This is a genomic window from Caballeronia sp. S22 (genome assembly GCF_964261745.1).
Taxonomy (GTDB): Bacteria; Pseudomonadota; Gammaproteobacteria; order Burkholderiales; family Burkholderiaceae; genus Caballeronia; species Caballeronia jiangsuensis.
The window spans coordinates 246,452-272,069 of record NZ_OZ180037.1 but is presented as its reverse complement, the minus strand read 5'-3'; the positions used below and the strand labels follow the sequence as shown (position 1 = coordinate 272,069).

Here is a 25,618-nt window from a genome sequence, read left to right as displayed (position 1 = left end):
ATTCGAAACCACGACGCTCCTACCATTCACTCACACCGACGGACTTTTCACCCAGGAGCTGAGTGCATGAAAATGGAGAACCTCATCCGCATCGAGAACGGCGATAAAGCGAAGCACACGTTCTCCGACGCCGAATACGCGAATCGCTACGGCAGGCTGCGCGAACTGATGGCCCGCGAACACATCGACGCTGTCCTGTTCACGTCGTATCACAACATCAACTACTACGCTGACTTCCTGTATTGCTCGTTCGGGCGCAAATACGGTCTTGTCGTGACGCCGAAGAAGGCCGTGTCGATTTCAGCGAACATCGACGGTGGCCAGCCGTGGCGCCGCACCGTGGGCGACTACAACGTCGTCTATACCGACTGGCAACGCGATAACTTTTTCCGCGCCGTGCAAGGAGAAATCGAAAACAAGGGACGCGTGGGTGTCGAATTCGATCAGGTTCCGGTAGAGATGTTATCGAAGCTCAAGGCCGCGCTGCCATCGGTCGAATTCGTCGATATCGGCGTGCAGACGATGCGCATGCGCATGATCAAGTCGGCGGAAGAAATCGATGTCATCAAGCATGGTGCGAATGTGTGCGATGCCGGCGGCGCGGCGCTCGCACAGGCCGTTCGCGAAGGCGTGCCCGAGCACGAAGTGGCGCTCGCATCGACGCAGGCAATGGTGCGCGAGATCGCCTGCCGCTTTCCCGATTCGGAACTCATGGATACCTGGACGTGGTTTCAATCCGGTATCAACACCGACGGCGCGCACAATCCCGTCACCACGCGCAAGGTCGAAAAAGGCGACATTCTCAGCCTCAATTGCTTTTCGATGATCGCGGGATACTACACGGCGCTCGAACGCACGATGTTCTTCGATCACTGCTCCGACGCTCACCTGCGCCTGTGGAAGATCAACGTCGAGGTCCATGAGGCGGGGCTCGAACTCATCAAGCCGGGCGCGCGATGCTGCGATATCGCAAACGAGCTCAACAAGATTTACGCCGAATACGGCGTGCTGCAATACCGCACGTTCGGATACGGTCACTCGTTTGGCGTGCTTTCGCATTACTACGGGCGCGAAGCGGGGCTCGAACTGCGCGAGGACATCGACACTGTGCTCGAACCGAACATGGTCGTCTCGATGGAGCCCATGATCATGCTGCCGCAAGGCCTGCCCGGTGCGGGCGGTTATCGCGAACACGACATCCTCGTCGTCGGCGAGAAGGGCGCGACCAACATCACGGGCTTTCCTTACGGACCCGAGCACAACATCATCGCTGCCTGAGCGGGCACTGCACGAACCGGCGACGGTGTCGTCGCCGGAGCGCACGAAGCAATCGCATCATCACGTCCGGAGACATTCGATGAACACGGAAAGAGCGGTAACCGCGCAGGTTGCGTTGCCCGGGGTGTTGGACAAGGAAAGCACGCAAGTCGATCCGAAGCTATTGAAGCGTGCCGCCTGCGCGAGCTTCATCGGCAATTTCGTCGAGTGGTTCGACTATGCATCTTATGGCTATCTGGCGACGATCATCGCCGTCGTGTTCTTCCCGAAGACCGACGGCGCGACGGGTTTGCTCGCCGCCTACGGCGTGTTCGCGATCTCGTTCATCGTGCGGCCGATCGGCGGCATCGTGTGGGGCCACGTCGGCGACAGGATAGGCAGGCGCACTTCATTGTCCTTGTCGATTCTCATCATGTCGTGTTCGACTTTCGTGATCGCGCTGTTGCCGACCTATGCGCAGGTCGGCATGCTCGCGCCGGTCCTGCTGCTTCTGGTGCGCGTGGTGCAGGGCTTCTCTGCTTCGGGTGAATATGCGGGCGCGGCCGCATTCCTCGCCGAGTACGCGCCGGACAAGCGGCGCGGCTTCTATACGAGCATTGTTCCAGCGAGCACGGCTGCGGGTCTTTTGTTCGGTTCGATTCTCGTCGCGCTCATGCATGCCGCCCTCACGAGCGAACAATTGCACTCTTTCGGCTGGCGTCTGCCGTTTCTGCTGGCCGCGCCATTTGGCCTGATCGGGCGGTATATCCGCGTCAAGCTGGAAGACACGCCGCGCTTCAAGGCTATGGAACGGAATCATCATGGCGCGCAGACGCCGATAGCAGAATTGCTGTCGAAACATCGTGGACGGATGCTGATTGCCTTTGGCGTGACCTGTCTCAATGCAGTGGCGTTTTATCTTGTGCTGAGCTATATGCCGACGTATCTCTCTACAGAAATGGGGATGAGCGAGACGGCCTCGTTCATGGCGGCGACCATTTCTCTTGCGACGTATATCGGCCTGATCTTCGTGATGGGCGCGATATCCGATCGCGTGGGACGCAAGTCGATGCTTATCGGCGCATCGATTCTGTTCGCCGTATTGACGGTGCCGCTTTTCAAGGGCTTGGCGGGCGCGAGCTTCGCGATGATTGTCGCGATCCAGATTGCGTTCGGCGCGCTGCTCACGATGAACGACGGCACGCTGCCGTGCTTTTTGTCGGAGATCTTCCCGACTCGCGTGCGCTATAGCGGCTTCGCATTTTGCTTCAATGCGGCGAATGCGCTCTTCGGCGGCACAGCTCCGCTCGTCGCGACATGGCTCATCGGCGTCACGGGCAACCGGCTTGCTCCGGCGTGGTATCTCGTGGCGGCAGCGGGTGTCGCGCTCGTTGCGATGCTCGCAAGCCGCGAGACTTCGAATGCGCCGCTGGCGGATGAATGACGGCCGCAAGAAGTGTATGCGATAGTCCGGGTACTACCAGTTCCTGGCCGAAATGAAAGACTTCAACTGCGCGGCGACGATGCCGTATCCGGCATCGTTGAGATGGACTGTATCCGAGCGCAAGGAAGTCGGCGGGATATTGTTCATATGGTCCATGACATCCTGAGGAAGGTTCGGATCGTACGAATTGACCAGAACAGTCTCGATGTCGACGAAATTGTCGGGATATGCCGCTTCCAACTCGGCATTGATCTGGTCGATGTGTTGCGCGCCAAGGGCGCCGGCATACTCGTAGCTGAACTCGCCTTTTATGACCGACAGTACGGCAAAATGCGCGCTGGAAGGCTTGAGCCACTGCACGATAGCTTTGACATCGGCGACGACGGTGGCAACGTCGTCGTAGTTGTTTCGACCGACCCATATGATGGCAGTCCATGCGTCGTAGCCTTCCGAATCGGCGAGGAACGCGGAAGCGGGAGAACACGAGACTGCCTGGCCGGGTGCGTCACGAGTGAATGTGTAGATCTCGCTCGTGGAAGGTGGACCACCGACGGCCGTACGTTGCAGCACCCCGTGAACCGAACAGAGGCTTCCGGACTTGCTGCGCGCGGTGTCGTCGGCGGGTGTCGATAACAGATCGATAGACAAGCTCAAGACACTGACCGCAGTGGTGCTCGCCGGGACAGCGTTTCCGTCCAGCGTCACTGCCGACGATAGCGCACCGATCCGTGACGCTATTTGTGTCGATGTCTGACCTCCAATGCCGAGATTCGCATAGGGCTTGTCATTCAACATTCCAGAAAGCACAGCAGGATATCCACCATTACTCGATCCGACTCCCTCCGTCAGGCTATCGCCGATAGCAACCAGATTTGGTGAAGACGTCGTGGGCGCCTTCACGGCCTGTGCAACGTCTGATGAAGAAGATCCGCCGCCGCAAGCGTTCAGCAAAAGACCGGCGGCGATCGCTGCCATGATTGACTGCGCACGGTTCATCGTCTTTCCCTGGTTTGTCGGTGTTACTTCAATTGGTGCATGTGTTGCCGCTGGCGAATTCAGGGCAGCCGCTGCGCACCATCGTGTTATTTTGAAAAACGTTGTATTTCGGCGCTCCCACGTTGTCGATCAGAATGTCTTTGAGATGCAGATACTTGCTATAAACACTTCCGGTATACGGGACGGCCTCCAACCCGCGCATAAAGGGCCCGTCGGGATCACGGACCGCAGCTGCCTGCCAGGTGAGACCCCGGTCATCTATCTCGATTGCCGGATTGCTGTCGATGAATACATTGTCGGAAACTACGTTGTCTCTGCCACCGCCCACAAAGACTGCGTGGGTAACGCGAACGAACTCGTTCGCCAAGACATACGTTCCGCTGATTTGATCGTCGAGATAGACGCCCCGCACATCCCGGGAAGGTGTTCCGATGTCATGGAGATGGTTATCGCGTATAACATTGCCGCGCTGAGTCCAGTCTTGGCCCATGTAGACTGCACCGGCGTCGCTCGAGTCCTGAACCACGTTGTATATTTCATTGGATGCGAGCGTATGGTCGTTGCCCTCTAGTTTGACGGCCATATGCGGTGCATCGTGAATGCGGTTTCCGGTCGCTATGTTTCCAACGCCCGACAATTGAATTCCGGGGCGATACGTAAAATTCCAAAGGCTGTAGTTGTAGATGTCGTTACCGGAGACGGTTGATTCGCCTGGTGCGAGACTCGTCCGATCTCCCGCTGTTATGTACACCCCGCCGTCGCCCACATCGTGGATGCTGCAATTCTTAACCTGGATCCGGTTTCCTGAGGCGTCGATGGCGCGTCCACCGATGTTGTGAATCGTCGAGTTGATCACGCGGATGTTATCCGAGTTCGTGATCAAGATCGCCGGGCCACGAGACAATTCGAAATCAAGGCCGTTCAGTTCAACGTCGCTTGCGCCGTCCAGTGTCATCAATGATTCGGCATTCGATATCTCAGTGCCCGACATATCGTTGGAGGGCGGCCAGAAAAGAATACGCCGGCCCTTGACATCCAGGACCCAATCACCCGGAGCCGTCAGTTGGGAAGGAACATTTTCCAGGAAAAATCGTCCGCCGATCTGGACTGGAAGAGACGGAGCCGCGCCGAGCACGATACGGCTCCCGCTGCTGTTTGCCGCAACCACCGGCAGTGTCTCCATGGCCCAATCATAGGAAAGGTAGCCTGCCGCAAAGAGGGTTATCTCACTCGTGAATCGACCGGGAGGTGTGGGCGTGACATAGACCGTGTCAGGCTCACCGGCATTCGCGGAAGTGATGGTGGCATAGTCAGTCCGCGGCCAGCGCGCCAGGCGCATTCGCGTGCCCTTGAAGTAGAGGTCCGTGTTCGTCACGGTGGCTGGATTGTTCCAGCCATGCGCCTCCAGATCGTGAAGTCCGGAAGGGCTTGCCGAGAAATCGAAGACACGAATAGTTGACCTTGCAGCAGCCGGAACTTCCGTTACCTCGCCCGACTTCAGAGAGCGTGATTGAGTGATCTCTTTGCCACCGTTGATTCGTACCGCACCAGCATTGATGGCATAGATTCGCAACGGAGGAAGCGGCGGTCCCGAGGCGTTCTGCGAGATCCGGATGGGCGCTGCAATCCGATATACGCCGTCCATGACCGCAATGGACACAGTCGATGGCGCTTTGGAGTTGTAATACTGACTTGCTCTTTTTATCGCTTCTCCGATATCCGCGAGCGGGCCGCTTGAAGTACCAAGTGCGGTGCTTAGGCCAGAAGACTTATTGTTCCCGTGCTCCGCGACATACAACGTCGTACCGTAGCCGTGTCTTACACTCAACAGAAAAAGTGCAAGAATCAGCCATCTCACGCATGACCGGAATGTCGGTTTCATGGTGTGGCAGCGACATCTTTGATCGGCTTCGCGGGCCGGGACGGTAAGGCTCTGAGATAAGGAAGGCGATCCACAGGCTCATCCTCTAACGACAAGCTGCGCCGTCCGCTATTTGCGTCGAAGCGCGCCTTGAAGAGTATCAGGGATAAGGAAATCAGGGTCGCCTTATCGTAAGTAAAGATACTGCCATTGAATTGCATCGAAAGAACGAGAAAGACAATCTCGGGAAAGCTGCAGCGCAGAAAGAGGATCGCCAATAAGGCAATGCCTCCGCATATCCCGTATAGGAGAAACATGTTGATGAGCCCATTGTCACTTGCACCGGCGCTCAAATCCGTTGCGGCTAAAACCTCATTCGATACCAGTTTCGCCAGGGATTCGGACGGGACGCCGAGCACGTAACCTTTTTCCAGAACCTGACTCACCGCCTGGAAGGGGTAGGTGAATCGTGCGAGGAACGACATGTCCGTTCCCCGCATGATGTCGGAGACTCGGTCGCTCATCACGACGCCGGCGCCAGTCGCGAAGAAAAGAGCGGCGAGTATGATCCCCGCCGTCTTCGCGGGGGACGGTCTGGTCGCGAAGAGAAGCATGATGACGATGGAGATGATTCCGCTCGTCGTCTGAGCAAGCAAGACAGTCGCCATCGCGGCAGCGATGAAGGCCATCTTCCCGCCGCCGTGGCGTCCCTTGAGAACATTCTGGCTCACGAAAACGAGGCATAGCACGATAAACCCGAGGTACGAAGGCTCCGAATACGTAGCGGATGGCCGTATCACGGTAAGGATGCCGTGCGCTTGCTCGAATTGAAGCCAGCAGGCCGCGATCGTCCAGCACCCGCCCGGCGTGCTTGGCGGAGCAAAAAAAGCGTAGGGGACAAAGAATAGTTCGCTTCGACTGTATTTGAGATCGATGGCCTGCAGCGCACTCATAACCAGCAGCGCGATCATGAGTATCCAGATTGCTCTTGCGATTCTCGCCTGGCTCTCGAAGCTGAAGTTCAACGTTACTGTCTTGAGGACGACGAGAACAAAGAAGCAGGCCGCTTCGCGGAGAGACCGATACAACGCATCGACAGCGAAATCGTCCGGTGAAAAAAGATGTGGAATGACGACGAGCACGACACCGAGAAGCCCCACGCCGAGCCAAAGAGGCGTCAGCCTTTTGATCGTGTAGATGCAGGCGAGGGCGAAGCAAGCGCTTCCTATCGACAGGTGAACGGTGTAGCCGAACTGGATCGAAATCACGCACGCCATTCCCGCTGCGACCACGATCCAGCTTGCTTCCGCCGGTAGGGTAGTCGGCAGTGGCGTCACATCATCGAAATGTGTGCTCGAAGTACGCATAGGTCGGCAATGTCACTCAGTGAGCGCGAGCTAAATCGAGAAGTGGACTGTCAGACGTCGCGTTGTGGAAATGTACGCCGTTACGAAAGAGCGGATGAAGGTCAGACGGAAATCGCCAACACCTTGTCGGGACCTACCCAATCCATCTGCCAAAGTTCGCGCTCCTTTAAAAGCACGTAAAAATCTCTTCATAAAGTATGAATTAAAGGAAGCTCGATAACATTGATATGACGTGATTCATGCATCATGTCTATACGAACGTCCGTAACCATTCATCCGTATGATCGATGTTGAATTTTTTTCATATGGAAAGCTATTTTTGTCGAAGTCTCGACGTAATTTTTTCTTGCCTGTAACCTGCTCTCGTGAGCTCGTCGAATCGCACGTTTCGATGAAGCCCGGTAGTCGATCTGCTCATTTAGTACGAAGAACACTAACGCAACGACCAAGGGGCTCCGTCATGTCAACCTCATCCCACGTGTTCGACGCGATAGCTTGCAATAACAATCGCACTCGTTCCGTAAAGGATTCTGCGGCGGTCAAGCATGTCGGCATTGTCATATACGACGGGTTCTCTTTGCTTGCCGCCGGTACGCTTGCCGAGGCGCTTCACGTGGCAAACGAGTTGCAATTCGAAGGTCAGAGCCGGTCATTGACCTATCGCGTCAACCTCTTATCGGTTCGTGGTGGCACGGTTTCGTGCTCTTCTTCGATGTCGGTCTGGACAGAACAGTTGGCAGGCAGGGAATTCGATAACCTCGATAACCTCTTCGTCACCGGCGGAAGCGGTGTCGCACGCGCGTCTGCCGATGACGGCCTCATCGATCTATTGCGACGGGTCAGTGCAAAGAGTGTCACCATCACCGCGATCGGCAACGCCCAGATGCTCTTGTCGGCCGCCGGTTTGGGGAAGCGCGACTGGCCATCGATCAAGCCGGGCATACATCCCGAATCACCGCCGAGCGTTCCGGAGCATGAGCGCGACCAGGCGCTGATGACCTCGCTCGCGTTACTCAGAAGGGATCTGGGTGCTGAACTGGCTGTGCGCGTAGCGGACCGCCTCGGCTCTGCCGGGGAAATATCTTTAGCGGGTTCGTTCGAGGAGATGTGTGACCAGACGCTTGCGGAAAAAGCGCGCGCATCGGCGCGTTGGCTTGCGCAGAACTGCTCGAAGCCGATATCCGTCGTCGATGCCGCGCGAATGTTCTCGATGAGCGAGCGAAACTTCCTGCGCTTGTTCAAGCGCGAGATAGGGCTCACGCCTTCGAAGTACCTGCTGCGCGCACGGCTCGAACTCACCTGCAAATTGCTGGAGAGTAGCGATCTTCCGGTCGACAAGATCGCTCGTCGAACAGGGCTCAGCAATGGAGAAAGGCTTTCGAAGCTGTTCCGCAAGGAATTCTCGATGTCTCCGACGGAATTCCGTGGGCGGTCGCGGAAACGGCTTTGATGTTGTCTGCAGATAACCGATGCTATGCTTCGCGCAGGATATGCATCGGCCATCGACAATCAATCGAAACGCTTGCGAATGAAGCGGCACGGGTTACCGCCGTACACACCCTCGGGCGCAAGTGAACGATGTACGACGGACATCGGCGTGACCACCGCTGAACGGCCGATCGTCACGCCCATTTGCACAACGCAGTTTGCCGTGATCCACACACCGTCTTCGATGACGATCGGCGCAACGCGCAGGTTCATCGTCGTGCCCATGGCATGCGATCCGGTCGTGAGGAACGTGCTCTGCGAAATGCAAACGTGCGAGCCGATACGAATAGGCGCCTGATTGTAGATCCACGTATCGAAGCCGAACCAGCAATGATCGCCGACCACGAGATTCCAGGGCGCTTTCACGCGAACGGGATGCAGGAAGCGGCAGCCCACGCCGATCCTGGCGCCAAATAGCCGTAACAGCGCAACGCGCAGGCCGGAGAAAGGAACGAGCTTGTTATTGATGATGCTCGCTTCGACGATGAACCAGAGCGCCTCGACGAGCGGCGAGCGCATCTTCACGAAGTTGCCCTTTCCGGCACGGCTAAGGTCGATCACGCCGCCCATTGGATAGTCATCGTTCGCTTCCTCCAAAGGAACCTCCGGGGCTGACGTTTGTTCGTAGCCGAGTTCTGATGCCATTTGGATTCCCCTTGCTGCAGTCATTGCACAAGACACGGGTTCTCAGACTTTGCGGGTTCTGTTGGCCTGGAGCGAGTACCCGTCTTCATTATGAGGAGTCGGCGGGCAAGGCTCCCAACACATACGTCGAGCCTGGAAAGCCTCCAGCGCGCGCTGAAGCACTGAAAGGCGCCGGTCATCCGTGAGCGAAGCTATCCGTTGCCTTCCCCGTTCGACGAGAGTCTGCCGCAGGCCGGGATCGATCATGAGCTTTCGAAGCGAGTCGGCCATACTGTCCGGATTGCAGAGATCGATAAGAAGACCCGCGTCACCGACCTGATCGCGCAAATCCTTTAGATCCGAATACAGCACCGGAACCCCTAGTTGAAATGCTTCGTACGGCGGCAGGTTCGTGGGTCCGAAATACGTGGGCATCACCAACGCGGTCGCCTGTCGGTAGAGGCAGGGCAGCTCGTGATCGGGCACGTATCCGGCGAAGCGGACTCGATCGGTCAGCCTGAGCTCGGCCGCGACGGAGCGTACGTAAGCAAGATTTCCGAAGTCCCGCCCCGAGAAAACAGCACCCATCTTGATGCCGAAACGATCTTCCAGACTGCGTAATCCCCTTAGCAAATAGACATGGTTCTTATGCGGCCAGAATTGCGCGGGATAGTAGATGTAGTCGCAATTCAGGCCATATTTGGCCTTGATATCGACGAAGCGATCCGGATGATCGAGTTCGTGGTCGGGTAGCTGGGTTGCAACGGCGGGAGAGAACGGGATCACATGCACTCTATCTGTATCGACGCCGTATCGTCGGACCACGTTGTCGTGACCCGCGTCCGAGTCCACGATGATGCCGGTCGCCTTCTTCAACGCCTGTTGATAGATCTGCTCGCGACGCTCGAACTCGCCACCTGACCGCACCTCGGGGAAGTCGACTTCGTCCCTGTGCGACAGATCCCAGACAGTAAAGAGATAACTGAACTGCGTGGTAACCAGTGCCAGGAAAGACGGACATGTGAAATAGACCAAGTCCGTGCCGATGTCTCGCAGAGCTCTATCCAGCCAATTAAAGTGATTCTTCTGCTTAAGCAATGGGGATGGATTCAACTGACGCCACATCACATGAAAGCGCGCGAGCAACCGCTGCAAACGCCCACTGGGAAGGTAAATAGCGTCGATACCAATACCATGTAATTCTTCGATCGTCGACTGACGTGTCGTGACTAGCGTCACGGTGCAGAGTTCGGGCGGCAGACGTTTGGTCAGAAGCGCGGCGTTGATCGCCTGTTGAAATCCTCCACCCATCGAATTGTCCTGCTCGAAGATAACAACCAATCGGATGGGGCGGACATGAAATTTCCTGGGTGGCAGATCTGCGGCGTCTGGGTGTTCGAGATAATCGGCGTGTGCAAGGGTAATGCGGGGAACTGCCAGATCACCATCGTATAGCGCATTCGATGCAGCTCTCTTGGACAGCATATCTTCAATCCCTCGGAATAGGATGCGTGCGGCGCAGTAGGGCGCTCGTTGATCGGATCGCTGATTCATGCACTCTCAACGGTAGCCGGTCGTGTATGGGCGGACCGTGTTCTGACTGATCTCAACAAGACGTTGGCTGACCGATTGAGGCAGTCGTGCGCGCTCCGACCATGATCCGCGCGCGAGGACAGCGGCCAAAAGCTTGATGATTTCCGCCAATGGCGTTTTTCAGGCGGACCAGCCACTACGATGGCTATCCGGAGCGAACGCGGTTCTTGGTGGCCTCGGCAAGCGGATGCGACAGCATGACAGTCCATTCTTCTTATGGTGGCTCGCGCAGATCACGAATCATCGGAGGACGTCTTTGAAAACGCTTCACATCATTCCGTCCCTGGAAGCGCGCTATGGCGGCCCAGCCGAGGCCCTCAAGAGGCTCGCGACAGAACTGCGCCTTAGCGGACACACGGTCGACATCGTTTGTCTCGACTCTTCGGCGCATGCCGACAAGACGGACGATGGCGCATTCGATCGCGTGGTCCGCCTTGGGCACTATGCTGGCAAATACGCCTTGAGTCTGCGTCTGATTCGATGGCTCAAACAACACGGCAGGCAATACGATGGGATTGTCGTAGACGGAATCTGGCAATTTCATAGTGCCGCGGCGGTGTTTTCGCTGCGTCCTGGAAACATCCCCTATTTCGTCATGCCGCATGGCATGCTCGATCCGTGGTTCAACGTCGGTAAGCCGCTCAAGTACGCAAAGAAGCTGATCTATTGGCTGTTCGTGGAACGGCACGTGGTCAATGGCGCAAAAGGCGTTCTATTCACGACGGAAAGCGAGCGCGAACTGGCACGCAAGGCCTTTCCGTTGTACAGAGCCAGGGAAACGACGATGACGATCGGCACCGCGCCACCACCTTCGATCGGGATGACAGAGATCGAAAGATGGCGTTCTCCCGGCGAATCGGGAAACAAGAAACTCATTCTTTTTCTCGGGCGGATTCATGAAAAGAAGGGTTGCGACTTGCTGATCCGATCGTTTCACGAAATAAAGGACGCCGCCGCCGATTATCGGCTCGTCATCGCAGGGCCGGACAACGACGGACTCGCAGTGAAACTGCGTCGCGAAGCGGAGCAACTCGGACTTTCCGGGCGCATCACCTGGCTCGACATGGTGAAGGGAACCGATAAATGGTCCCTGTTGCAAGCGGCGGACGTCATGATCCTGCCATCGCATCAGGAGAACTTCGGCGTGGTAGTGGTCGAAGCACTCGCATGCGGAGTGCCGGTGCTTTTGACCGATAAGGTCGGAATCTGGCAGGAGGTCGTCGGCGATGGCGCCGGACTCGCGGACGAAGACACGCAGCAGGGCATCACCCGCCTCCTTATGCAATGGACGCGTTTGCCGGAAGACACCAAGACTGCGATGAGAGTCGCGGCGAAGCAATGCTTCGAAGATCGCTTCCACGTTTCCCGCGTCGCCCAAAACTATATCGCTTTGATGAGCGGCCGGATTGCGTGAACTTTGGCGTGCTTGCGCGCCCGTCCGAAGTTGTCGATGCCGATGTTCCGTTTAACCGTCGCTGTTCTTTCCCTGGGTTATCGTCGAGCGGAAGAGAAGCGTCATAGATGAGACGACCTCATGGCGCTTTCAGATCGTTCTTTCGCGCGCGCACCGGCTTCCATCCTACGGTTATGTTTCCGTCGTTTGCCTTTTGGTGTCGGCGCTTCCGAAGGGCGCGACAGGGAGCGCTATGTCCGCGCCGCGCGCTCGGTCGGCTGCAACGCGGTAAGTGCGGCGCTGGGCTTTGCGGTGGTGGTGCTGTCGGTATCCTTTACGCTCCCCTATCTCGGACAAGAGCGCTTCGGCATCTGGATGACGATATCGAGTCTCGCGGTCATGCTGCAGGTTCTGGATCTGGGCGTCGCGAACGGACTTGTCAATCTCGTTGCCGATGCCAAAGCGGCCGACGATGACGACGCCGTGCAGACGATCGTAACGCGCGGGGTATTACTGCTCACCATAATCGGTCTGGGGGCTGGAGGTGTATTGACCGGCGCCGTGATGTTGATCGACTTTCAGCGGGTGCTCAAGATCGGGTCGGCGGAGGTCGCGCGGGAAGCTGTATTGTCCACGCTTACCTTCATCACGCTGTTTTGCGTGAACATTCCGCTGGGTGGCGTGAGAAAGGTGTTCTTCGGTCTGCAGCGGGCGTGGGAGCCTCATACGGTTGCGGCGATCGGATATTTTTGCTCGTTGCCGCTGCTCTATCTCTGTGCGCGCTCGCATGCGCCCATGCCATATCTCGTCCTGTGCACGTACGGCGTGCAAGTCGCGAGCGCCTTGATCCTTCTGGTGCGCCTTTATCGCGAGCGGATATTTTCACTCTGCCGCCGCATCTGGGCCGGTCCTGGCTGGCGCGACAGCACGGCGCTGATGAAGACGGGGAGCATATTCTTCATCCTCCAGATCGGAATGATATGCGGCAGCGCCTGCGACCCGTTGATCGTATCGAACGTTCTCGGTGTCAAGGAAGTGGCGAGACTCGCGGTCGCCCAACGGCTATTCCAGGCGATTGCCGTGACGATCGGGATGCTGTCGGTCCCGCTGTGGGGTCTCTATGCGGACGCGCGATCACGAGGCGAAAAGGTATTCATCAGAAATACGCTGAAGCTGTCCATGTGCGTGACCACGGGAACTGCGTTGCTGATGAGCATGACGATCCTCGCGTTGTCGTCATGGCTTATGAAGGTCTGGACCGGCGATCAACTCGATGTGCCGTTTGAACTCCGGTGCGCCGTGGCCGTGTCCGCCGTGGTCGAAGCAACGGGCAATTCCTTCGCGATCTTTCTCAACGGCGTGAATGAACTGCGACCGCAGTTGCTTACCGTATTGGTCTTTTGCCTGATCTCCATTCCGCTCAAGATATACCTGCTCAAGAAGTTCGGCACGGTCGATTGGGCGATCTGGGCAACCATCATTGCCAGCGTAGTGGCAGACTATGTCGTGTACATCGGGCTATTCAGAAGGCGCATTCTTGCGCACGTTGTGTGAGTCGAAATGCCGGATTGCCGCGTACACGCGGCACCGACTCAAGTAATGACGCGATCCGGGATTCCGCGCTTCTTCCGGAGGTCGATCACCACTCGGCTCTCGAACGCAGTGAGGATCTTTTCTCGCGAAAGATGGGTCGTCGCATAACCTCGCCCGAGCGCGCCGAGGCGTTCTCGCAATGCAGGATCGTCGGCGAGGCGGGCAATCGCCTGCGACATTGCGGCCGCGGAGCCGGGCTCGGTTACGATGCCCACCGCATGAACGATGTTCCATAACTCCGTATGTTCGGCGGCAGTTGCGACAACCGGCCGTTCGCTCGAGAGCATCGCGCCAAGCTTGGAGGGCATCACGAGATCGGCCGCGTCGGCACGTTGAGGGAGAACGTGGATATCCGCAAGGCCCATCAATTCATTGAAACGCTTGTTCGATTGCAAGCCGATAAGCTTGATATTCGGAAGCCCCGCCGCTTGCGCCTTCAGATGCTCTCGCGCCGGACCATTGCCGCATATGACGAAGACGATGTCACGCCGATGCAGCAGCAATTGCGCGGCGTCAGGAAGCAGTTCGAGGCCTTGCTTGGCGCCCAGATTCCCGGCATACAGCACCACGATCGCGCCTTCGTCGATCCCGAGCCGGCCACGGTAAGCACTCGTTCGCCCCAATGGCCGAATATTCGCGGTGTCGACCCAGTTTGGCACGAGACACAGCTTGTCATCGGCTACGCCTTTCGAGGCGGCGCGTTGCGTCATCGCCGCCGAAGGGGTTGAAACGCCGTCCACGCGCGTAAGAAGCGCTCGCTCGACCTTCAGGCAGAGCCTTTGCAAGCCGTCACCTTTGAGCATGCCGAGGTTGAATGCCGCATCAATCTCATAGTCCTGAATGTGAAGCCAGCAAAGCGCGCCGCTTGCGCGCGCGGTCAGCAATGCGAGCGGGCTCGCGAACAAGGGCGGCTCGACGAACCACACGAGATCGGGACGCCAGCGTATCTGAGCAAGCGCCCGGGGTATGGCGGCAATGGCGAAACTCATCAGGTGAATCAGGCGTTTTATTCCGGAGGGCCGCCGGGGACACCAGAACGGCACGCGCATTACCGACACGTCGTTGAGCGCTTCTGTCGAGTACCTGCGTGCGCTATACCCTTCCTGTACCCGCCAGCCTGGATAGTATGGTGACGCCGTGATCACGCGTACTGTATGGCCCCGTTTTGCGAACCATTCTGCAAGCTCTGACGAATACTTCCCGATGCCAGAGACCTCGGGGGCATAGTTCAGCGAAATCATCAGGATTTTCATTCGGGTACCTAATTAGAATTTGGAATTGAATGAACATTCTTCAATGGGTTTCGCGCGGCGAATATGTGAAGCCTGATATCAGTTATCCGTCGGATGGTACAAGACGCTTGTTCGCGCCAGCCGACAAAGCCTTGCCGAAGCACGCCACCCATCCATACGACGGTCCGGTTATTACCGGCACTATTGCCGTTGCCGACAACATCTTGGCGATTTCAGTCGGCAAGCGAAACGTGCGGCGGAGATATATGTAGAGTTCTCATCGTGGCGGAGACGGGGAACCTCGTGGACCTATCGTCCCATGATTCCGTGCTGCTTCGTTTCTTCGTTGACGAGAACCAGGGTAACTGTCCGGACGAACGCACAATCCACGCGTCGTTCTTCACACAATCGCGTCTCCCGGGCGTGCCTTGCTTTCGGGACGCAACGAACCCGATCGGCATAAATATGGTCTCGATGAAGCAGAGCACGCGGGGAGATTCGATGCACGGGGACAACGTGTCGATATCGGATTACTTCCGGGTCGTCTTCGACAGCCGGCGTCTCGTATGCGCGGTCGCGCTCGGCACTTTCGCGCTGGGAGCGTTCTACGGAGCGTTGAATCAGCCGATGTATCGAGCGGATGCGCTCGTGCAAATCGGCACGCAGACGTCGAGTTCCTCGGACACCGAAGCGCTGGGTCGGCTTTCCGCAATATTCGATTCAAAGGTGAAGGCGGACGCTGATACCGAGATGGAGCTGATTCGTTCGCGGCTCGTGGTAGGCGAGACGGTGCGCCAATTGCACCTCGAAGTTGCTGCGCATCCGCGCTATTTTCCGCTTATCGGTCGCTGGATCGCGAGGCTAGGCGGTGGAGGATGGAGTGGCTCGGAACTGCCTTTCGGTTTGCGGCGTTTCGCATGGGGTGACGAGGCAATCGAAGTCTCGGCGTTCGACGTGTCGCGCTCGGCAATCGGCCAGCAGTTTCTCGTCAAGGCTGGAAAGGACAAGTCGTTCGAACTGATCGCGCCGGATGGAATCGTTCTCGGACAGGGAACGGTGGGAAAGCAATTGACGACGCCTTATGGCAATGGAGAAGTCCGCGTGCTCGTCGCCGACCTCGACGCGCCCGCCGGATGTGAATTCACCCTGACGGCGAACTCGGCACAGGCGGCTATTCTTGCACTCCAGAATGCCTTGTCGATATCGGAACGCAAGGCTCAGTCGGGCATGATCGGCATTGCGCTCGAGGGCGCAGATCCATTGCGCGTGGCCGATATCGTCAATACGGTCGCTCAGGAATACCTCGCGCAGGACCTCGCGAGAAGGTCTTCAGAAGCCGAGCATTCGCTTCTTTTCCTGGAGAGTCAGTTACCGAAACTCCGGGAGGAACTCCAGCACGCGGAAGAGCAATACAACGCTTTTCGAAACAGCAAAGGAACGATCGATCTCAGCACCGAAAGCCGGCTGTTGCTGCAACAAGTGGTCGATCTCGATACGGCTATGCGCTCACTCACGCAGCAGCGCGACGATGTCGCCCAGCACTATCAGCCGGGCTATCCGACGCTCACGGGGATCAATGCCAAGATTTCCCGCTTGCAACAGGACCGCGAAGCTCTGAGCAGGCGCGTCGCGACCTTGCCGGACACCGAGCAGACGGCGCTTCGTCTCATGCGCGACGTGCGTGTCGACACCGAGCTATATACGAGTCTCCTGAATAGCGCGCAACAGCTTCGCGTCATCAAGGCGGGTAACGTCGGCAATGTGCGTATCGTCGATCGCGCCATGACGCCGGAAAAGGCGGTAAAACCAAATTGGCGCGTGCTTCTGTCGCTGTCCGCGGGGCTGGGCATCGTCCTCGGAATCGCTGCGGCTTTCCTGCGCAGAGCGATGATCGGCGGCGTGGAGCGGAGTGTCGAGATCGAGCGGGCCCTTGGCATTCCTGTCTGCGCGGTCGTGCCGCATAGCGAGCGGCAGGTGAGATTGCAGGACGACATACGCCGCAGACATCCCGGCGTTCACGTGCTGGCGGCGCGCTCACCATGCGACGTCGCGGTGGAAGGCGTGCGAAGTCTCCGTACGGCGTTGCAGTCGATCAGCGCGACGCCGCGCAACAACGTGATCATGATTACGAGCTCGACGCCCGGCGCCGGCAAGTCGTTTCTATCGGCCAATCTTGCGGCTGTTCAGGCGGCCGGCGGAAAGCGAGTCCTTCTTATCGACGCCGACATGCGCATGGGCAACATGCACGCGTCTTTCGCGCCGTCTGCCGGTCCTGGATTGCGCGAGCTGCTGAACGGAGACGCATTCGACGATGTGGTGCGGCGCGACGTCATGGACGGCGTCGATCTGATCTCGCGCGGCGGCGACTCGCTCAATCCCGCGGACATTCTCATGAGCGGACGCTTAAGCGAATTGATCCACGCGGTATCCATGCGTTACGACTGCGTCGTCATCGATACGCCGCCCGTGCTGGCTGTCACCGACGCCACGCTGATCGGACGCCAGGCAGGGACAACCCTCTTCGTGGTGCGGCACGGGAGACATTCCGTCGCCGAAGTTCACGAGGCGTTGAGCCGTTTGCAAAAGGGCGGCGTCAGCGTGAGCGGCGTGCTTTTCACCGATGTTCCCGCCGACAGATCCACATACGGCTCGGGATACGGTGCCTCGTACGGATATGGCAGCGGACGAGGCGAGACCAGCATCAAGACCGCCTGAATGAATTTTGAACGTGGCGTACGCACATGAGGAGAAGAAACGATGCCGAACAAGGTCGCGCTGGTTACCGGGATCACCGGTCAGGACGGTTCCTATCTCGCACAATTCCTGCTGGACAAGGGCTATGAGGTGCATGGCGTAAAACGCCGTTCATCGCTCTTCAACACCGACCGGATCGACCATCTGTATGAGGACGATCATGTGGCGCAGCGCCGCTTCCATTTGCACCACGGCGATCTGACCGATTCGACCAGCATTCTGCGCATCATTCAACGTGTTCAGCCGGACGAGATCTACAATCTGGCCGCGCAGAGCCACGTCGCCGTGTCCTTCGAGGAGCCCGAATACACAGCCAACGCGGATGGACTGGGCGCACTTCGGATACTGGAAGCAATTCGCATATTGGGTTTGGAGAAGCGCACGCGTTTCTATCAGGCGTCGACATCGGAGTTATACGGGTTAGTCAGGGAAGTGCCTCAGCGGGAGTCCACGCCGTTTTATCCGCGAAGCCCTTATGCCGTGGCAAAGTTATATGCGTACTGGATCACGGTGAACTATCGCGAGGCTTATGGCATTTACGCGTGCAACGGGATTCTGTTCAATCACGAGTCGCCGGTTCGTGGAGAGACCTTCGTGACGCGCAAGATCACGCGAGCCATTGCCCGCATCGCGATCGGATCGCAGGACTGTCTGTATCTCGGTAATCTCGGCGCGTTGCGCGACTGGGGACATGCACGCGACTACGTTCAGATGCAGTGGCTCATGCTTCAGCAACCGGAGCCGGAGGACTTCGTAATCGCATCGGGCGTGCAGTACAGCGTGAGGGAATTCGTTCAGAAGGCGGCGTCGGAACTCGGCGTCAAGCTGCGCTTCGAGGGAAGCGGTGTCGATGAAGTCGGCATCGTCGAAGCCGTCACCAGCAAGGAATGCCGCGTTCCGCCGGGCACGGTTATCGTTCGGGTCGATCCTCGCTATTTCAGGCCAACAGAAGTTGAAACGTTGCTGGGAGACCCGTCGAAAGCCCATGCAAAACTGGGATGGTCGCCGACAGTGACGTTCGATGCGCTCGTGAAGGAGATGGTGCTCTCCGACTATCAGATAGCGAAACGCGACGCGCTGATCACGCTCGCCGGATACCGGGCGCTGGAGCATCACGAGTGAGGAAGGGCTTAGCCCGAGTCGGGCGCCTCGCGTGAACTTTGGCGAGCGCCTGCCATCGGGCGACGTAGCCCGGAATCACCTATTCGAACACGTGCTGCGGAGTGGACATGCTGGTGTTTATCGCGCCCTATAGCGCAGCCAATCGCGAGTCGAACAGAGACCTCGGGGCCGCTCGCAAACTGGAGTTCTTTCTCACTCTGGCCACACAACTGACGCGCGATGTCGTGTTGGTGAATACTGCGCACGAAGAAGAAGCGTATTTGCCCAGAGAAGTTCGCGATGCGCGCGTCGGCGACGCGCATATCCGTGAGATTACGCTGCGCCGATATCCCGCAAGACCGGTCGGGAAGATGTTGAATCTATTCGAAGTGGCGGCCGTGAGTCGTGAAATCTTGAAGTTTGGAAATCCGGATGTCGTATGGATCTATAACCCGTACGCATTCGAATCGATGCTGGCTCGCGTGCTGACGAGACGCTCAGGAGCGCGTCTCGTTCTCGAGTTCGAAGACTGGCTCTTCTCGCGACGACGCTGGCATCCCAAGCCCATGCTCGACTTCATTGCATGGCGTTTCCTTCTGCCGGCCCCGACGCTATGCCTCGCGGTGAATGAATATCTATCGATACGTGAGCATCGACGTAGCGGCTGCCCCGTCGTGTTGTGTCCGGGCGTGGTGTCCGACGGCCTGCTCGAAACATGCGGGCGGCGACTGCCGTTCTCGCGCGCGAAGGGTGAGCGGACCGTCATCGGATATTTTGGCGGGTTGAGTGCCGAGAAAGGCGCCGATGTCGTTCTCGATCTGATCCGTTTATCGAACGGGCGCTTCACCTTCCATGTGTGCGGATCGGGTCCGCTTGCATCGGAGTTCGCGGCGCTTTCGGCCGAGAATCATTCGGTGCACTTTCACGGCCGTGTCGATGAAACGACTTTGCTCTCACTGATTTCGGACTGTGATGTGCTGGTCAATCTGCACGCTTCGATCGAAAAGATGAGCAATGGCGTCTTTCCGTTCAAGGTTATCGAGTATGTCGCGTCTGGAAGACTGGTCATATCCACCGACCTTCCGGCTATCAGCGTGAAGGAGATTCACGAAGCCATATGCTTTGCGAAGCCGGAAGCGGCGTCGATCGTCGATGCGCTCGGAAGCGCCGAGGAGATCTATCTGCGCAAGCGAACGAAGATCGAGCAGGCAATAGCCGCGACTTCGGGCCTGCTGACACAAGGCGCCTTCAGACGCACGCTGTCTTCGATCCTGGCCGAACGCGCAACGCGGTAGGCGCTATCGGTGCATCGTCGATTGCCGAAAGTCATCGCCCGATCATCTTCCTTAGCGTGGGCTTGAGAGCCTGGGGAATGCTCGCGAACGCCGTGCGCGCCATCCGGTACAACATGTACTTTCCCATGACGGACATCATGGTCCCGTCGAGCGGAAGCGAATTGAGCGACGTATTGGGAAAGACCTCATAGTTCGAGGGACGACCGAAACCGAGGAATGTCGAGATTCGATCATCGAGTCTCGAAATGAATTCGGTATTGACGATGATGGGCTCGGATTTATTGATTTCACTGTCAACCTGAAAGAAGACGCTCTTCCTGACGAAGTTTCTGTCCACTACCGGTCTCGCCCGGTGAATGCCATATGTGTTGTAAATGACGAGCGATCCACGCGGCATCTTGAAGGATTTGACGGAGGACGAAAAGTTATCGGCAATGAACTCGTCCGTATAGTCGCTGTACGCTTTTTCTCCGGACCACAAATGCGAGCCTTCGACATACTGAAACTCGCCGTCTTCGACATCCGAAACATAGAAGATAAAGATGATGCCGGGGATATGGGCGAACTCCCGGTCGGTCTTGTTGTCGGTATGCCACTGCATATGGTGGCCGCCATAGGTTTCGTAGTATCGCAACGCCTTGAGGCGAAACTGATCGCCGAGATATCCTTCGCACACCCCGAAGACGAACGGTGAGGTCGAGAACTCGTAGAAAGTCCTGGAAATCGCGAGCAGGTTCGTCAGATAGTATTGCCGTTCCGAGAACACGCCGCTGACCTTATTGACGTTCAATTTATGCTTCGTTTCGGTCGCATCGCGTTCTATGGTCTCTATGGCCTCGGGCGATAGCGCCGAAGGAAACGCGAAGTATCCTTTCTGATTCAGCTCGTCGACCACGTGCCCGACATCGACGGAGAGGAACTCGGGGGTAAAGAGCGCTTGTTCTGTCTCACGGGCGGACAGGTCGGCATGAGCCGGCGCATTGTGCGCGGCGTCCTGGATTTGCCCGTCGTCGAAGGTCGAATCTGCGTTCAGCGGCAAGCTTGCCATGGGGTTCTCCGAATCGTTGTGAGTGGCGCGTGCGGGCTAGGCGTTGGCGTATCCGTTTCTCTGCACGTTCGCGGTAAAGTCGGCGTACGTCGCCGCAATGCCGTCCCTCAGCGTTATCGTGGGCGACCAGCCCAGTGCGACCAGCTTCGACACGTCGAGCAGTTTTCTCGGCGTTCCATCCGGCTTCGACAAGTCGAACTTCAGCGATCCGGAAAAGCCGACGACATCGCAAATCAGGCGCGCGAGGTCCGCAATCGCGATGTCTCTGCCATACCCGATATTGAACACACCCTCGGCGTGCGCGCTGTCCAGCAGGGCGAGCACGGCGGAGGCGAGATCGTCGACGTGCAGGAATTCCCGTCTGGGCGATCCGGAGCCCCACACGGAGAGCGAGTCCATCTCGTTGAGCTTCGCCTCATGTGTCTTGCGTATGAGCGCTGCCAGAACATGCCCGTTCTGCAGATCGTAGTTATCGTTCGGGCCATAGAGATTCGTGGGCATAACCGATATGTAGCGCATTCCGTGCTGCCGGCTATAGGCTTCACAGAGCTTGAGCCCGGCGATTTTGGCGATGGCGTAGGCCTCATTGGTCTGCTCGAAGCCGCTCGTGAGCAGATAGTCTTCGCGGATAGGCTGTGGGCAGTACTTCGGATAGATGCAGGACGAACCGAAGAAGACCAGCTCGGGCGTGCCATGCGCAAATGCTGCATGGATAACATTGGTTTCAATGACGAGATTCTCGTAGAGAAACGAGGCGGGCTGGGACGAGTTCGCATGTATTCCGCCCACCTTGGCCGCGGCGAGGAGCACGACGTCGATGTTCTCCCTGGCGAAGAATTCCGTCACGGCACGCTGATCCAGCAAGTCCAGTTGCTGTCGTGATCGCGTGATCACATCGCGATACCCGCGACTGGCGAGACACCGTAGAAGGGCTGAGCCGACCATGCCTTGATGTCCGGCGACATAGATCCGAGAACCTTTGTTCATGTTGATGCTCAATCGTCCATTGAGGTGCGTTGATCGGAACGTGATTTCCCGCAGACACTGGATTCCGAGAGGCTTGACGTGCGAGCTTGACGTGCGATTGTCAGGTTAGCCATGCATATAAACAAGGTTTGGGTTGTGGCGGACGGTGCCAAGATATTGTCGCTAGCTGCGCTTTCTCTCGGTCGACAACATGGCCGATAAGAGCATGCGCGAACGATCGCGTATCGCGAGATCCGCTTCGGCCAACGTCATGGTTAATTCGGCCATTCAGGTCCGCTCATCCGTGTGCCGGTCCTAAGCTTCGTGGGCGTGCGGAGGCCGTTCACGGGCTCGTGATTTGCCTCGAGCGGGCTTCCGGAACGTTTGCAGTGCCGGAAGGATGCGGCAGGCTCTCGTCGGGGATAAACATGGAATCTTTATCGGCAGAAGGAAACACTGCGGTCGTTCAGAATCCGAATCTCGAAGTCATCTCGGTTGCGGGCGTCACGCTGGCCATCATCGTCCGCGACTCGTACTCGAAAGAAGGGGTCAACTTTCTGACGCCAAGAGAGTTTCCTCAGCAGCTCGCCTACATGGAACATCCAGCAGGAAAATTGATCGACGCGCATGTGCATACATGTGTTCCGCGTCGGATCGAGTGGACGCAAGAAGTCCTCTTTATGAAGCGTGGCCGTATGCTGGTCAGGCTCTATACCGCGGATCGGGAACCCGTGACGAGCCGCGTGTTGCTGCCCGGCGATGTCATCCTGCTGGCGGCGGGCGGACACGGCTTCGAAGTACTCGATGACGCATCTTTCATCGAAGTGAAGCAAGGACCGTATATTGGTGAGCAGGAGAAAGTGCGCTTCAAGGAACTCGAAACCGAAAGAGGACCCCGATGATTCCCGTCAATGAACCCCTGCTCGATGGAAATGAAAAGATCTACCTGAACCAGTGCATCGAGACTGGCTGGATATCGTCGGATGGCGCATTCGTCGAGCGCTTCGAACAGGCAATGGCGCAATATGTGGGCCGCAAGCATGCGATCGCAGTGGCAAACGGAAGCGCGGCGCTGGACGTCGCCGCTGCGGCGCTCGGGCTTGGTCCCGACGACGAAGTAATCATCCCGACACATACGATCATTTCCTGCGCATCCGCGATCGTTCGTACGGGCGCGAAGTTGCGACTGGTCGATTCGCGCGCGGATACATGGAACATGGACGTCGCGAAGATCGAAGAGGCCATCACGAGCCGCACGCGTGCGATCATGCCCGTGCACACTTTCGGTTTGCCCGTGGACATGACGCCTGTGCTGGATCTCGCGCGGAAGCACGGTCTCACGGTCATCGAAGATGCGGCGCAGGCCATTGGTCAGACCTACGAAGGGCGGCAGTGCGGTAGCTTCGGTGAGATTTCCTGCTTTAGCTTCTATGCGAACAAGCATATCGCGACGGGCGAAGGCGGCATGATTCTCTGCGACGACGACGCGCTGGCCGCGCGGGCACGAAGCCTGCGAAATCTGTGCTTCAAGCCCGAAAGGCGTTTCGTGCATGAAGAGCTCGGCTGGAATTATCGAATGAGTAACCTTCAGGCGGCGGTAGGGCTTGCGCAGTTCGAAAAGCTCGATGCGCACATCGCGAGAAAGCGGGAGCTGGGGCGTCGCTATGAATCGCTTTTGCGCGGTGTCCGGGGAATCGAACTTGCACCGGTGGCGTGCGCATATGCCGATAACATCTATTGGGTATTCGGTCTGGTGCTGGATGAAAGTGTGCCCATCGACGCGGACGAAGCGCGCGCCATGTTGGCCGAAGCAGGCGTGAGCGCGAGGCCTTTTTTCTGGCCCATGCACGAGCAACCGGTCTTCCTCAAACAGGGTCTCTTCGAGGGAGAGCGTTATCCGGTCGCCGAACGCATGAGCCGGCGCGGATTCTATCTGCCGAGCGGCCTTGCGCTTACCGAAGCGCAGCAGGATCAGTCGGTGGCCGCGGTTCGAAATATGCTGGCTACATTTCTTTAGGCGAGACAGTCGGGCGCAGCGTTCCCCTCAAAGGTTCATCGTGACCACTCACGGAGTGCAGCCATGGAAAGCGCAACGAGTTCTGAAGGCGTGGTGACAATGGCGCGCGAGCAGACGCCGGGCATCCGTTCCTGCCGTCGCATCGTCCCGGTCATACTTGCGGGCGGATCGGGCACACGTCTGTGGCCGATGTCGCGCGAGCAGTTTCCGAAGCAGCTGATCGGCGTGGTCGGACGGGACTCGCTGCTGCAGGCGACCGTCATAAGAATGGACGGGTTCGCGGGCGATTTCGACGTCGATGCGCAACCGATCATCGTATGCGGCGAAGAGCATCGCTTCACCACGGAAGAGCAGGTGCGGCTCTGCGGTGTGGATGCGAAGATCATCGTCGAACCCGCACGCCGCGATACGGCGCCCGCGCTTACGCTCGCGGCGCTTGCAGCCATCGATCGCGGCGAGGACGCGATTCTCGTGGCGATGCCGTCGGATCATTCCATTTCGGACATCCCTGCGTTGCATGGCGCAATCGCCATCGCCGCGGACCATGCGGAACGCGGCATGATCGTGACCTTGGGCATTCCGCCGACACGGCCCGATACCGGCTTCGGTTATATACGCCTGGGTGAACCGCTCGATAACGGTGCGCATCTTATCGACCGCTTCGTCGAAAAGCCGGCGGCCGAACTCGCCGCGCAATACGTGGCCGCGCAAAGTTATTGGTGGAACAGTGGTATCTTCGTCGTTCGGGCGAGCGTGTGGCTCGATGCGCTTCATCACCTCAACGGCGAGATGCACGCGACATGCATCGCCGCGCTCAAGGACGGCAAGGTCGACGGCCGCTTCATTCGTCCGTGTCCGGATCAGTTCGGGCGCGTTCCTTCCGACTCGATCGATTACGCGGTGATGGAGCATATCGGCGAAGCCATCTCACCTTGCAAGGGCGTGGTCGTGCCGCTGACGGCGGGCTGGTCGGATCTCGGCTCGTGGGACGCGGTGTGGGAAGCGATGGAGAAGGACGGACTCGGTAACGTTTCGAGCGGACGTGTGGTCTTCGAAGGCGCGACTTCGAGCTATGCGCGATCCGAGGGTGGCCGTCTGGTCGCGTGCGTCGGGACCGCCAACGTCGTCGTAATCGATACCGATGATGCCGTGCTCGTCGCCGACCGATCGCATGCGCAGGATATCAAGCGCCTCGTCGCGCGCATCCGCGAGCAGCATGCGCCCGAGGCGGAAATGCACCGCAAGGTGCGTCGTCCCTGGGGCTTTTACGATTCGATTGAACGCGGCGAGCGTTTTCAGGTCAAGCATATCGTGGTGGCGCCGGGCGCTCGGCTGTCGCTGCAGATGCATCATCATCGTGCAGAGCATTGGGTCGTCGTGCGCGGCACGGCGCTCGTCACGCGAGGCGATGACCAGTTTCTGCTCTCGGAAAACGAATCGACGTATATTCCGCTTGGCGTGCGGCATCGTCTGGAAAACCCGGGCAAGGTGCAGCTCGAAATCATCGAAGTTCAATCGGGCTCTTATCTCGGCGAAGACGACATCGTGCGTCTGGACGATTGCTACGGCCGCATCTGATCTTATCGACA

The 25,618-nt window shown here is 58.0% G+C and carries 20 protein-coding genes; 12 read left to right on the top strand and 8 right to left on the bottom strand.

All coding sequences use genetic code 11. The features are described from left to right. Nucleotides 1-66: 66 nt before the first annotated feature. Both ACEN42_RS24935 and ACEN42_RS24930 read left to right on the top strand, forming a co-directional pair. Nucleotides 67-1,278, top strand: a complete 1,212-nt coding sequence (locus ACEN42_RS24935) for a M24 family metallopeptidase (protein WP_371885042.1) — start codon at nt 67-69, stop codon at nt 1,276-1,278. A 79-nt stretch (nt 1,279-1,357) separates the two neighbouring features. After that, on the top strand, nt 1,358-2,701 hold the full coding sequence (locus ACEN42_RS24930) for an MFS transporter (RefSeq protein WP_371885041.1): 1,344 nt from the start codon (nt 1,358-1,360) through the stop codon (nt 2,699-2,701). A 33-nt stretch (nt 2,702-2,734) separates the two neighbouring features. Here the strand turns inward: ACEN42_RS24930 and ACEN42_RS24925 are convergent, their stop codons facing one another. Genes ACEN42_RS24925 through ACEN42_RS24915 form a run of 3 tightly spaced genes read right to left on the bottom strand, consistent with a single transcriptional unit; the run spans nt 2,735 to nt 6,826 of the window. Continuing rightward, nucleotides 2,735-3,676 (bottom strand): hypothetical protein, encoded by a 942-nt coding sequence (locus ACEN42_RS24925; RefSeq protein WP_371885040.1) that lies wholly within the window; start codon nt 3,674-3,676, stop codon nt 2,735-2,737. A 49-nt stretch (nt 3,677-3,725) separates the two neighbouring features. Beyond that, complete coding sequence (locus ACEN42_RS24920) at nt 3,726-5,579, bottom strand: right-handed parallel beta-helix repeat-containing protein (protein ID WP_371885039.1); 1,854 nt, start codon at nt 5,577-5,579, stop codon at nt 3,726-3,728. Further along, nucleotides 5,576-6,826: a hypothetical protein gene (locus ACEN42_RS24915; protein WP_371885038.1), complete on the bottom strand. Its 1,251-nt coding sequence runs from the start codon at nt 6,824-6,826 to the stop codon at nt 5,576-5,578. The genes ACEN42_RS24920 and ACEN42_RS24915 overlap by 4 nt, the downstream gene beginning before the upstream one ends. A 559-nt stretch (nt 6,827-7,385) precedes the next feature. Here ACEN42_RS24915 and ACEN42_RS24910 point away from each other — a divergent pair. Beyond that, a complete protein-coding gene (locus tag ACEN42_RS24910; protein WP_371885037.1) occupies nt 7,386-8,375 on the top strand; it encodes a GlxA family transcriptional regulator in 990 nt (329 codons plus the stop codon). Between the two features lie 59 nt (nt 8,376-8,434). Here ACEN42_RS24910 and ACEN42_RS24905 read toward each other — a convergent pair whose 3' ends face one another. Beyond that, on the bottom strand, nt 8,435-8,983 hold the full coding sequence (locus ACEN42_RS24905; RefSeq protein ID WP_250486529.1) for a putative colanic acid biosynthesis acetyltransferase: 549 nt from the start codon (nt 8,981-8,983) through the stop codon (nt 8,435-8,437). Between the two features lie 117 nt (nt 8,984-9,100). Beyond that, nucleotides 9,101-10,591, bottom strand: a complete 1,491-nt coding sequence (locus tag ACEN42_RS24900; RefSeq protein ID WP_371885036.1) for a glycosyltransferase family 4 protein — start codon at nt 10,589-10,591, stop codon at nt 9,101-9,103. A gap of 136 nt (nt 10,592-10,727) precedes the next feature. On the opposite strand from ACEN42_RS24900, the gene ACEN42_RS24895 reads away from it, so the two are divergent. Together ACEN42_RS24895 and ACEN42_RS24890 are read left to right on the top strand one after the other, a co-directional pair. Next, nucleotides 10,728-12,044 carry a glycosyltransferase gene (locus tag ACEN42_RS24895; RefSeq protein ID WP_371885067.1) on the top strand — a complete coding sequence of 439 codons (1,317 nt, stop codon included), beginning with the start codon at nt 10,728-10,730 and terminating at the stop codon, nt 12,042-12,044. 120 nt (nt 12,045-12,164) lie between these two features. After that, nucleotides 12,165-13,577, top strand: a complete 1,413-nt coding sequence (locus ACEN42_RS24890; RefSeq protein WP_371885035.1) for a lipopolysaccharide biosynthesis protein — start codon at nt 12,165-12,167, stop codon at nt 13,575-13,577. Between the two features lie 38 nt (nt 13,578-13,615). Here ACEN42_RS24890 and ACEN42_RS24885 read toward each other — a convergent pair whose 3' ends face one another. Then, on the bottom strand, nt 13,616-14,869 hold the full coding sequence (locus ACEN42_RS24885) for a glycosyltransferase WbuB (RefSeq protein WP_371885034.1): 1,254 nt from the start codon (nt 14,867-14,869) through the stop codon (nt 13,616-13,618). Nucleotides 14,870-14,898: 29 nt separating this feature from the next. Between ACEN42_RS24885 and ACEN42_RS24880 the strand changes: the two genes are divergently transcribed. The 4 genes from ACEN42_RS24880 (at nt 14,899) to ACEN42_RS24865 (ending at nt 19,998) form a co-directional block, all read left to right on the top strand. Beyond that, the gene (locus tag ACEN42_RS24880) at nt 14,899-15,120 is read left to right on the top strand and encodes a hypothetical protein (protein WP_238212324.1); all 222 of its coding nucleotides are present in this window, start codon (nt 14,899-14,901) and stop codon (nt 15,118-15,120) included. Nucleotides 15,121-15,349: 229 nt separating this feature from the next. Continuing rightward, nucleotides 15,350-17,563: a polysaccharide biosynthesis tyrosine autokinase gene (locus tag ACEN42_RS24875; protein ID WP_371885033.1), complete on the top strand. Its 2,214-nt coding sequence runs from the start codon at nt 15,350-15,352 to the stop codon at nt 17,561-17,563. 42 nt (nt 17,564-17,605) lie between these two features. Further along, nucleotides 17,606-18,724 (top strand): GDP-mannose 4,6-dehydratase, encoded by a 1,119-nt coding sequence (gene gmd, locus ACEN42_RS24870; protein WP_187606862.1) that lies wholly within the window; start codon nt 17,606-17,608, stop codon nt 18,722-18,724. A gap of 107 nt (nt 18,725-18,831) precedes the next feature. Beyond that, nucleotides 18,832-19,998 carry a glycosyltransferase gene (locus tag ACEN42_RS24865; protein ID WP_371885032.1) on the top strand — a complete coding sequence of 389 codons (1,167 nt, stop codon included), beginning with the start codon at nt 18,832-18,834 and terminating at the stop codon, nt 19,996-19,998. A gap of 31 nt (nt 19,999-20,029) precedes the next feature. Here the strand turns inward: ACEN42_RS24865 and ACEN42_RS24860 are convergent, their stop codons facing one another. Both ACEN42_RS24860 and ACEN42_RS24855 read right to left on the bottom strand, forming a co-directional pair. After that, nucleotides 20,030-21,046 carry a phytanoyl-CoA dioxygenase family protein gene (locus ACEN42_RS24860; protein WP_371885031.1) on the bottom strand — a complete coding sequence of 339 codons (1,017 nt, stop codon included), beginning with the start codon at nt 21,044-21,046 and terminating at the stop codon, nt 20,030-20,032. A 36-nt stretch (nt 21,047-21,082) separates the two neighbouring features. Further along, nucleotides 21,083-22,033, bottom strand: a complete 951-nt coding sequence (locus tag ACEN42_RS24855) for a GDP-L-fucose synthase (protein WP_187606860.1) — start codon at nt 22,031-22,033, stop codon at nt 21,083-21,085. Nucleotides 22,034-22,440: 407 nt separating this feature from the next. Between ACEN42_RS24855 and ACEN42_RS24850 the strand changes: the two genes are divergently transcribed. The 3 genes from ACEN42_RS24850 (at nt 22,441) to ACEN42_RS24840 (ending at nt 25,607) form a co-directional block, all read left to right on the top strand. Next, nucleotides 22,441-22,914 carry a hypothetical protein gene (locus tag ACEN42_RS24850; RefSeq protein ID WP_371885030.1) on the top strand — a complete coding sequence of 158 codons (474 nt, stop codon included), beginning with the start codon at nt 22,441-22,443 and terminating at the stop codon, nt 22,912-22,914. After that, complete coding sequence (locus tag ACEN42_RS24845; RefSeq protein WP_250486516.1) at nt 22,911-24,029, top strand: DegT/DnrJ/EryC1/StrS aminotransferase family protein; 1,119 nt, start codon at nt 22,911-22,913, stop codon at nt 24,027-24,029. The genes ACEN42_RS24850 and ACEN42_RS24845 overlap by 4 nt, the downstream gene beginning before the upstream one ends. 99 nt (nt 24,030-24,128) lie before the next feature. After that, a complete protein-coding gene (locus ACEN42_RS24840; protein WP_371885066.1) occupies nt 24,129-25,607 on the top strand; it encodes a mannose-1-phosphate guanylyltransferase/mannose-6-phosphate isomerase in 1,479 nt (492 codons plus the stop codon). The last annotated feature ends 11 nt before the right edge of the window (nt 25,608-25,618 follow it).

Coding starts and splice junctions, on each gene's coding strand:
- ACEN42_RS24865 (WP_371885032.1), top strand. CDS start 18,832: ATGCTGGTGTTTATCGCGCCCTATAGCGCAGCCAATCGCGAGTCGAAC.
- ACEN42_RS24860 (WP_371885031.1), bottom strand. CDS start 21,046: ATGGCAAGCTTGCCGCTGAACGCAGATTCGACCTTCGACGACGGGCAA.
- ACEN42_RS24880 (WP_238212324.1), top strand. CDS start 14,899: ATGAACATTCTTCAATGGGTTTCGCGCGGCGAATATGTGAAGCCTGAT.
- gmd (WP_187606862.1), top strand. CDS start 17,606: ATGCCGAACAAGGTCGCGCTGGTTACCGGGATCACCGGTCAGGACGGT.
- ACEN42_RS24840 (WP_371885066.1), top strand. CDS start 24,129: ATGGCGCGCGAGCAGACGCCGGGCATCCGTTCCTGCCGTCGCATCGTC.
- ACEN42_RS24890 (WP_371885035.1), top strand. CDS start 12,165: ATGGCGCTTTCAGATCGTTCTTTCGCGCGCGCACCGGCTTCCATCCTA.
- ACEN42_RS24930 (WP_371885041.1), top strand. CDS start 1,358: ATGAACACGGAAAGAGCGGTAACCGCGCAGGTTGCGTTGCCCGGGGTG.
- ACEN42_RS24850 (WP_371885030.1), top strand. CDS start 22,441: ATGGAATCTTTATCGGCAGAAGGAAACACTGCGGTCGTTCAGAATCCG.
- ACEN42_RS24910 (WP_371885037.1), top strand. CDS start 7,386: ATGTCAACCTCATCCCACGTGTTCGACGCGATAGCTTGCAATAACAAT.
- ACEN42_RS24900 (WP_371885036.1), bottom strand. CDS start 10,591: ATGAATCAGCGATCCGATCAACGAGCGCCCTACTGCGCCGCACGCATC.
- ACEN42_RS24935 (WP_371885042.1), top strand. CDS start 67: ATGAAAATGGAGAACCTCATCCGCATCGAGAACGGCGATAAAGCGAAG.
- ACEN42_RS24920 (WP_371885039.1), bottom strand. CDS start 5,579: ATGAAACCGACATTCCGGTCATGCGTGAGATGGCTGATTCTTGCACTT.
- ACEN42_RS24875 (WP_371885033.1), top strand. CDS start 15,350: ATGCACGGGGACAACGTGTCGATATCGGATTACTTCCGGGTCGTCTTC.
- ACEN42_RS24905 (WP_250486529.1), bottom strand. CDS start 8,983: ATGGGCGGCGTGATCGACCTTAGCCGTGCCGGAAAGGGCAACTTCGTG.
- ACEN42_RS24855 (WP_187606860.1), bottom strand. CDS start 22,033: ATGAACAAAGGTTCTCGGATCTATGTCGCCGGACATCAAGGCATGGTC.
- ACEN42_RS24895 (WP_371885067.1), top strand. CDS start 10,728: ATGATTTCCGCCAATGGCGTTTTTCAGGCGGACCAGCCACTACGATGG.
- ACEN42_RS24925 (WP_371885040.1), bottom strand. CDS start 3,676: ATGGCAGCGATCGCCGCCGGTCTTTTGCTGAACGCTTGCGGCGGCGGA.
- ACEN42_RS24845 (WP_250486516.1), top strand. CDS start 22,911: ATGATTCCCGTCAATGAACCCCTGCTCGATGGAAATGAAAAGATCTAC.
- ACEN42_RS24885 (WP_371885034.1), bottom strand. CDS start 14,869: ATGAAAATCCTGATGATTTCGCTGAACTATGCCCCCGAGGTCTCTGGC.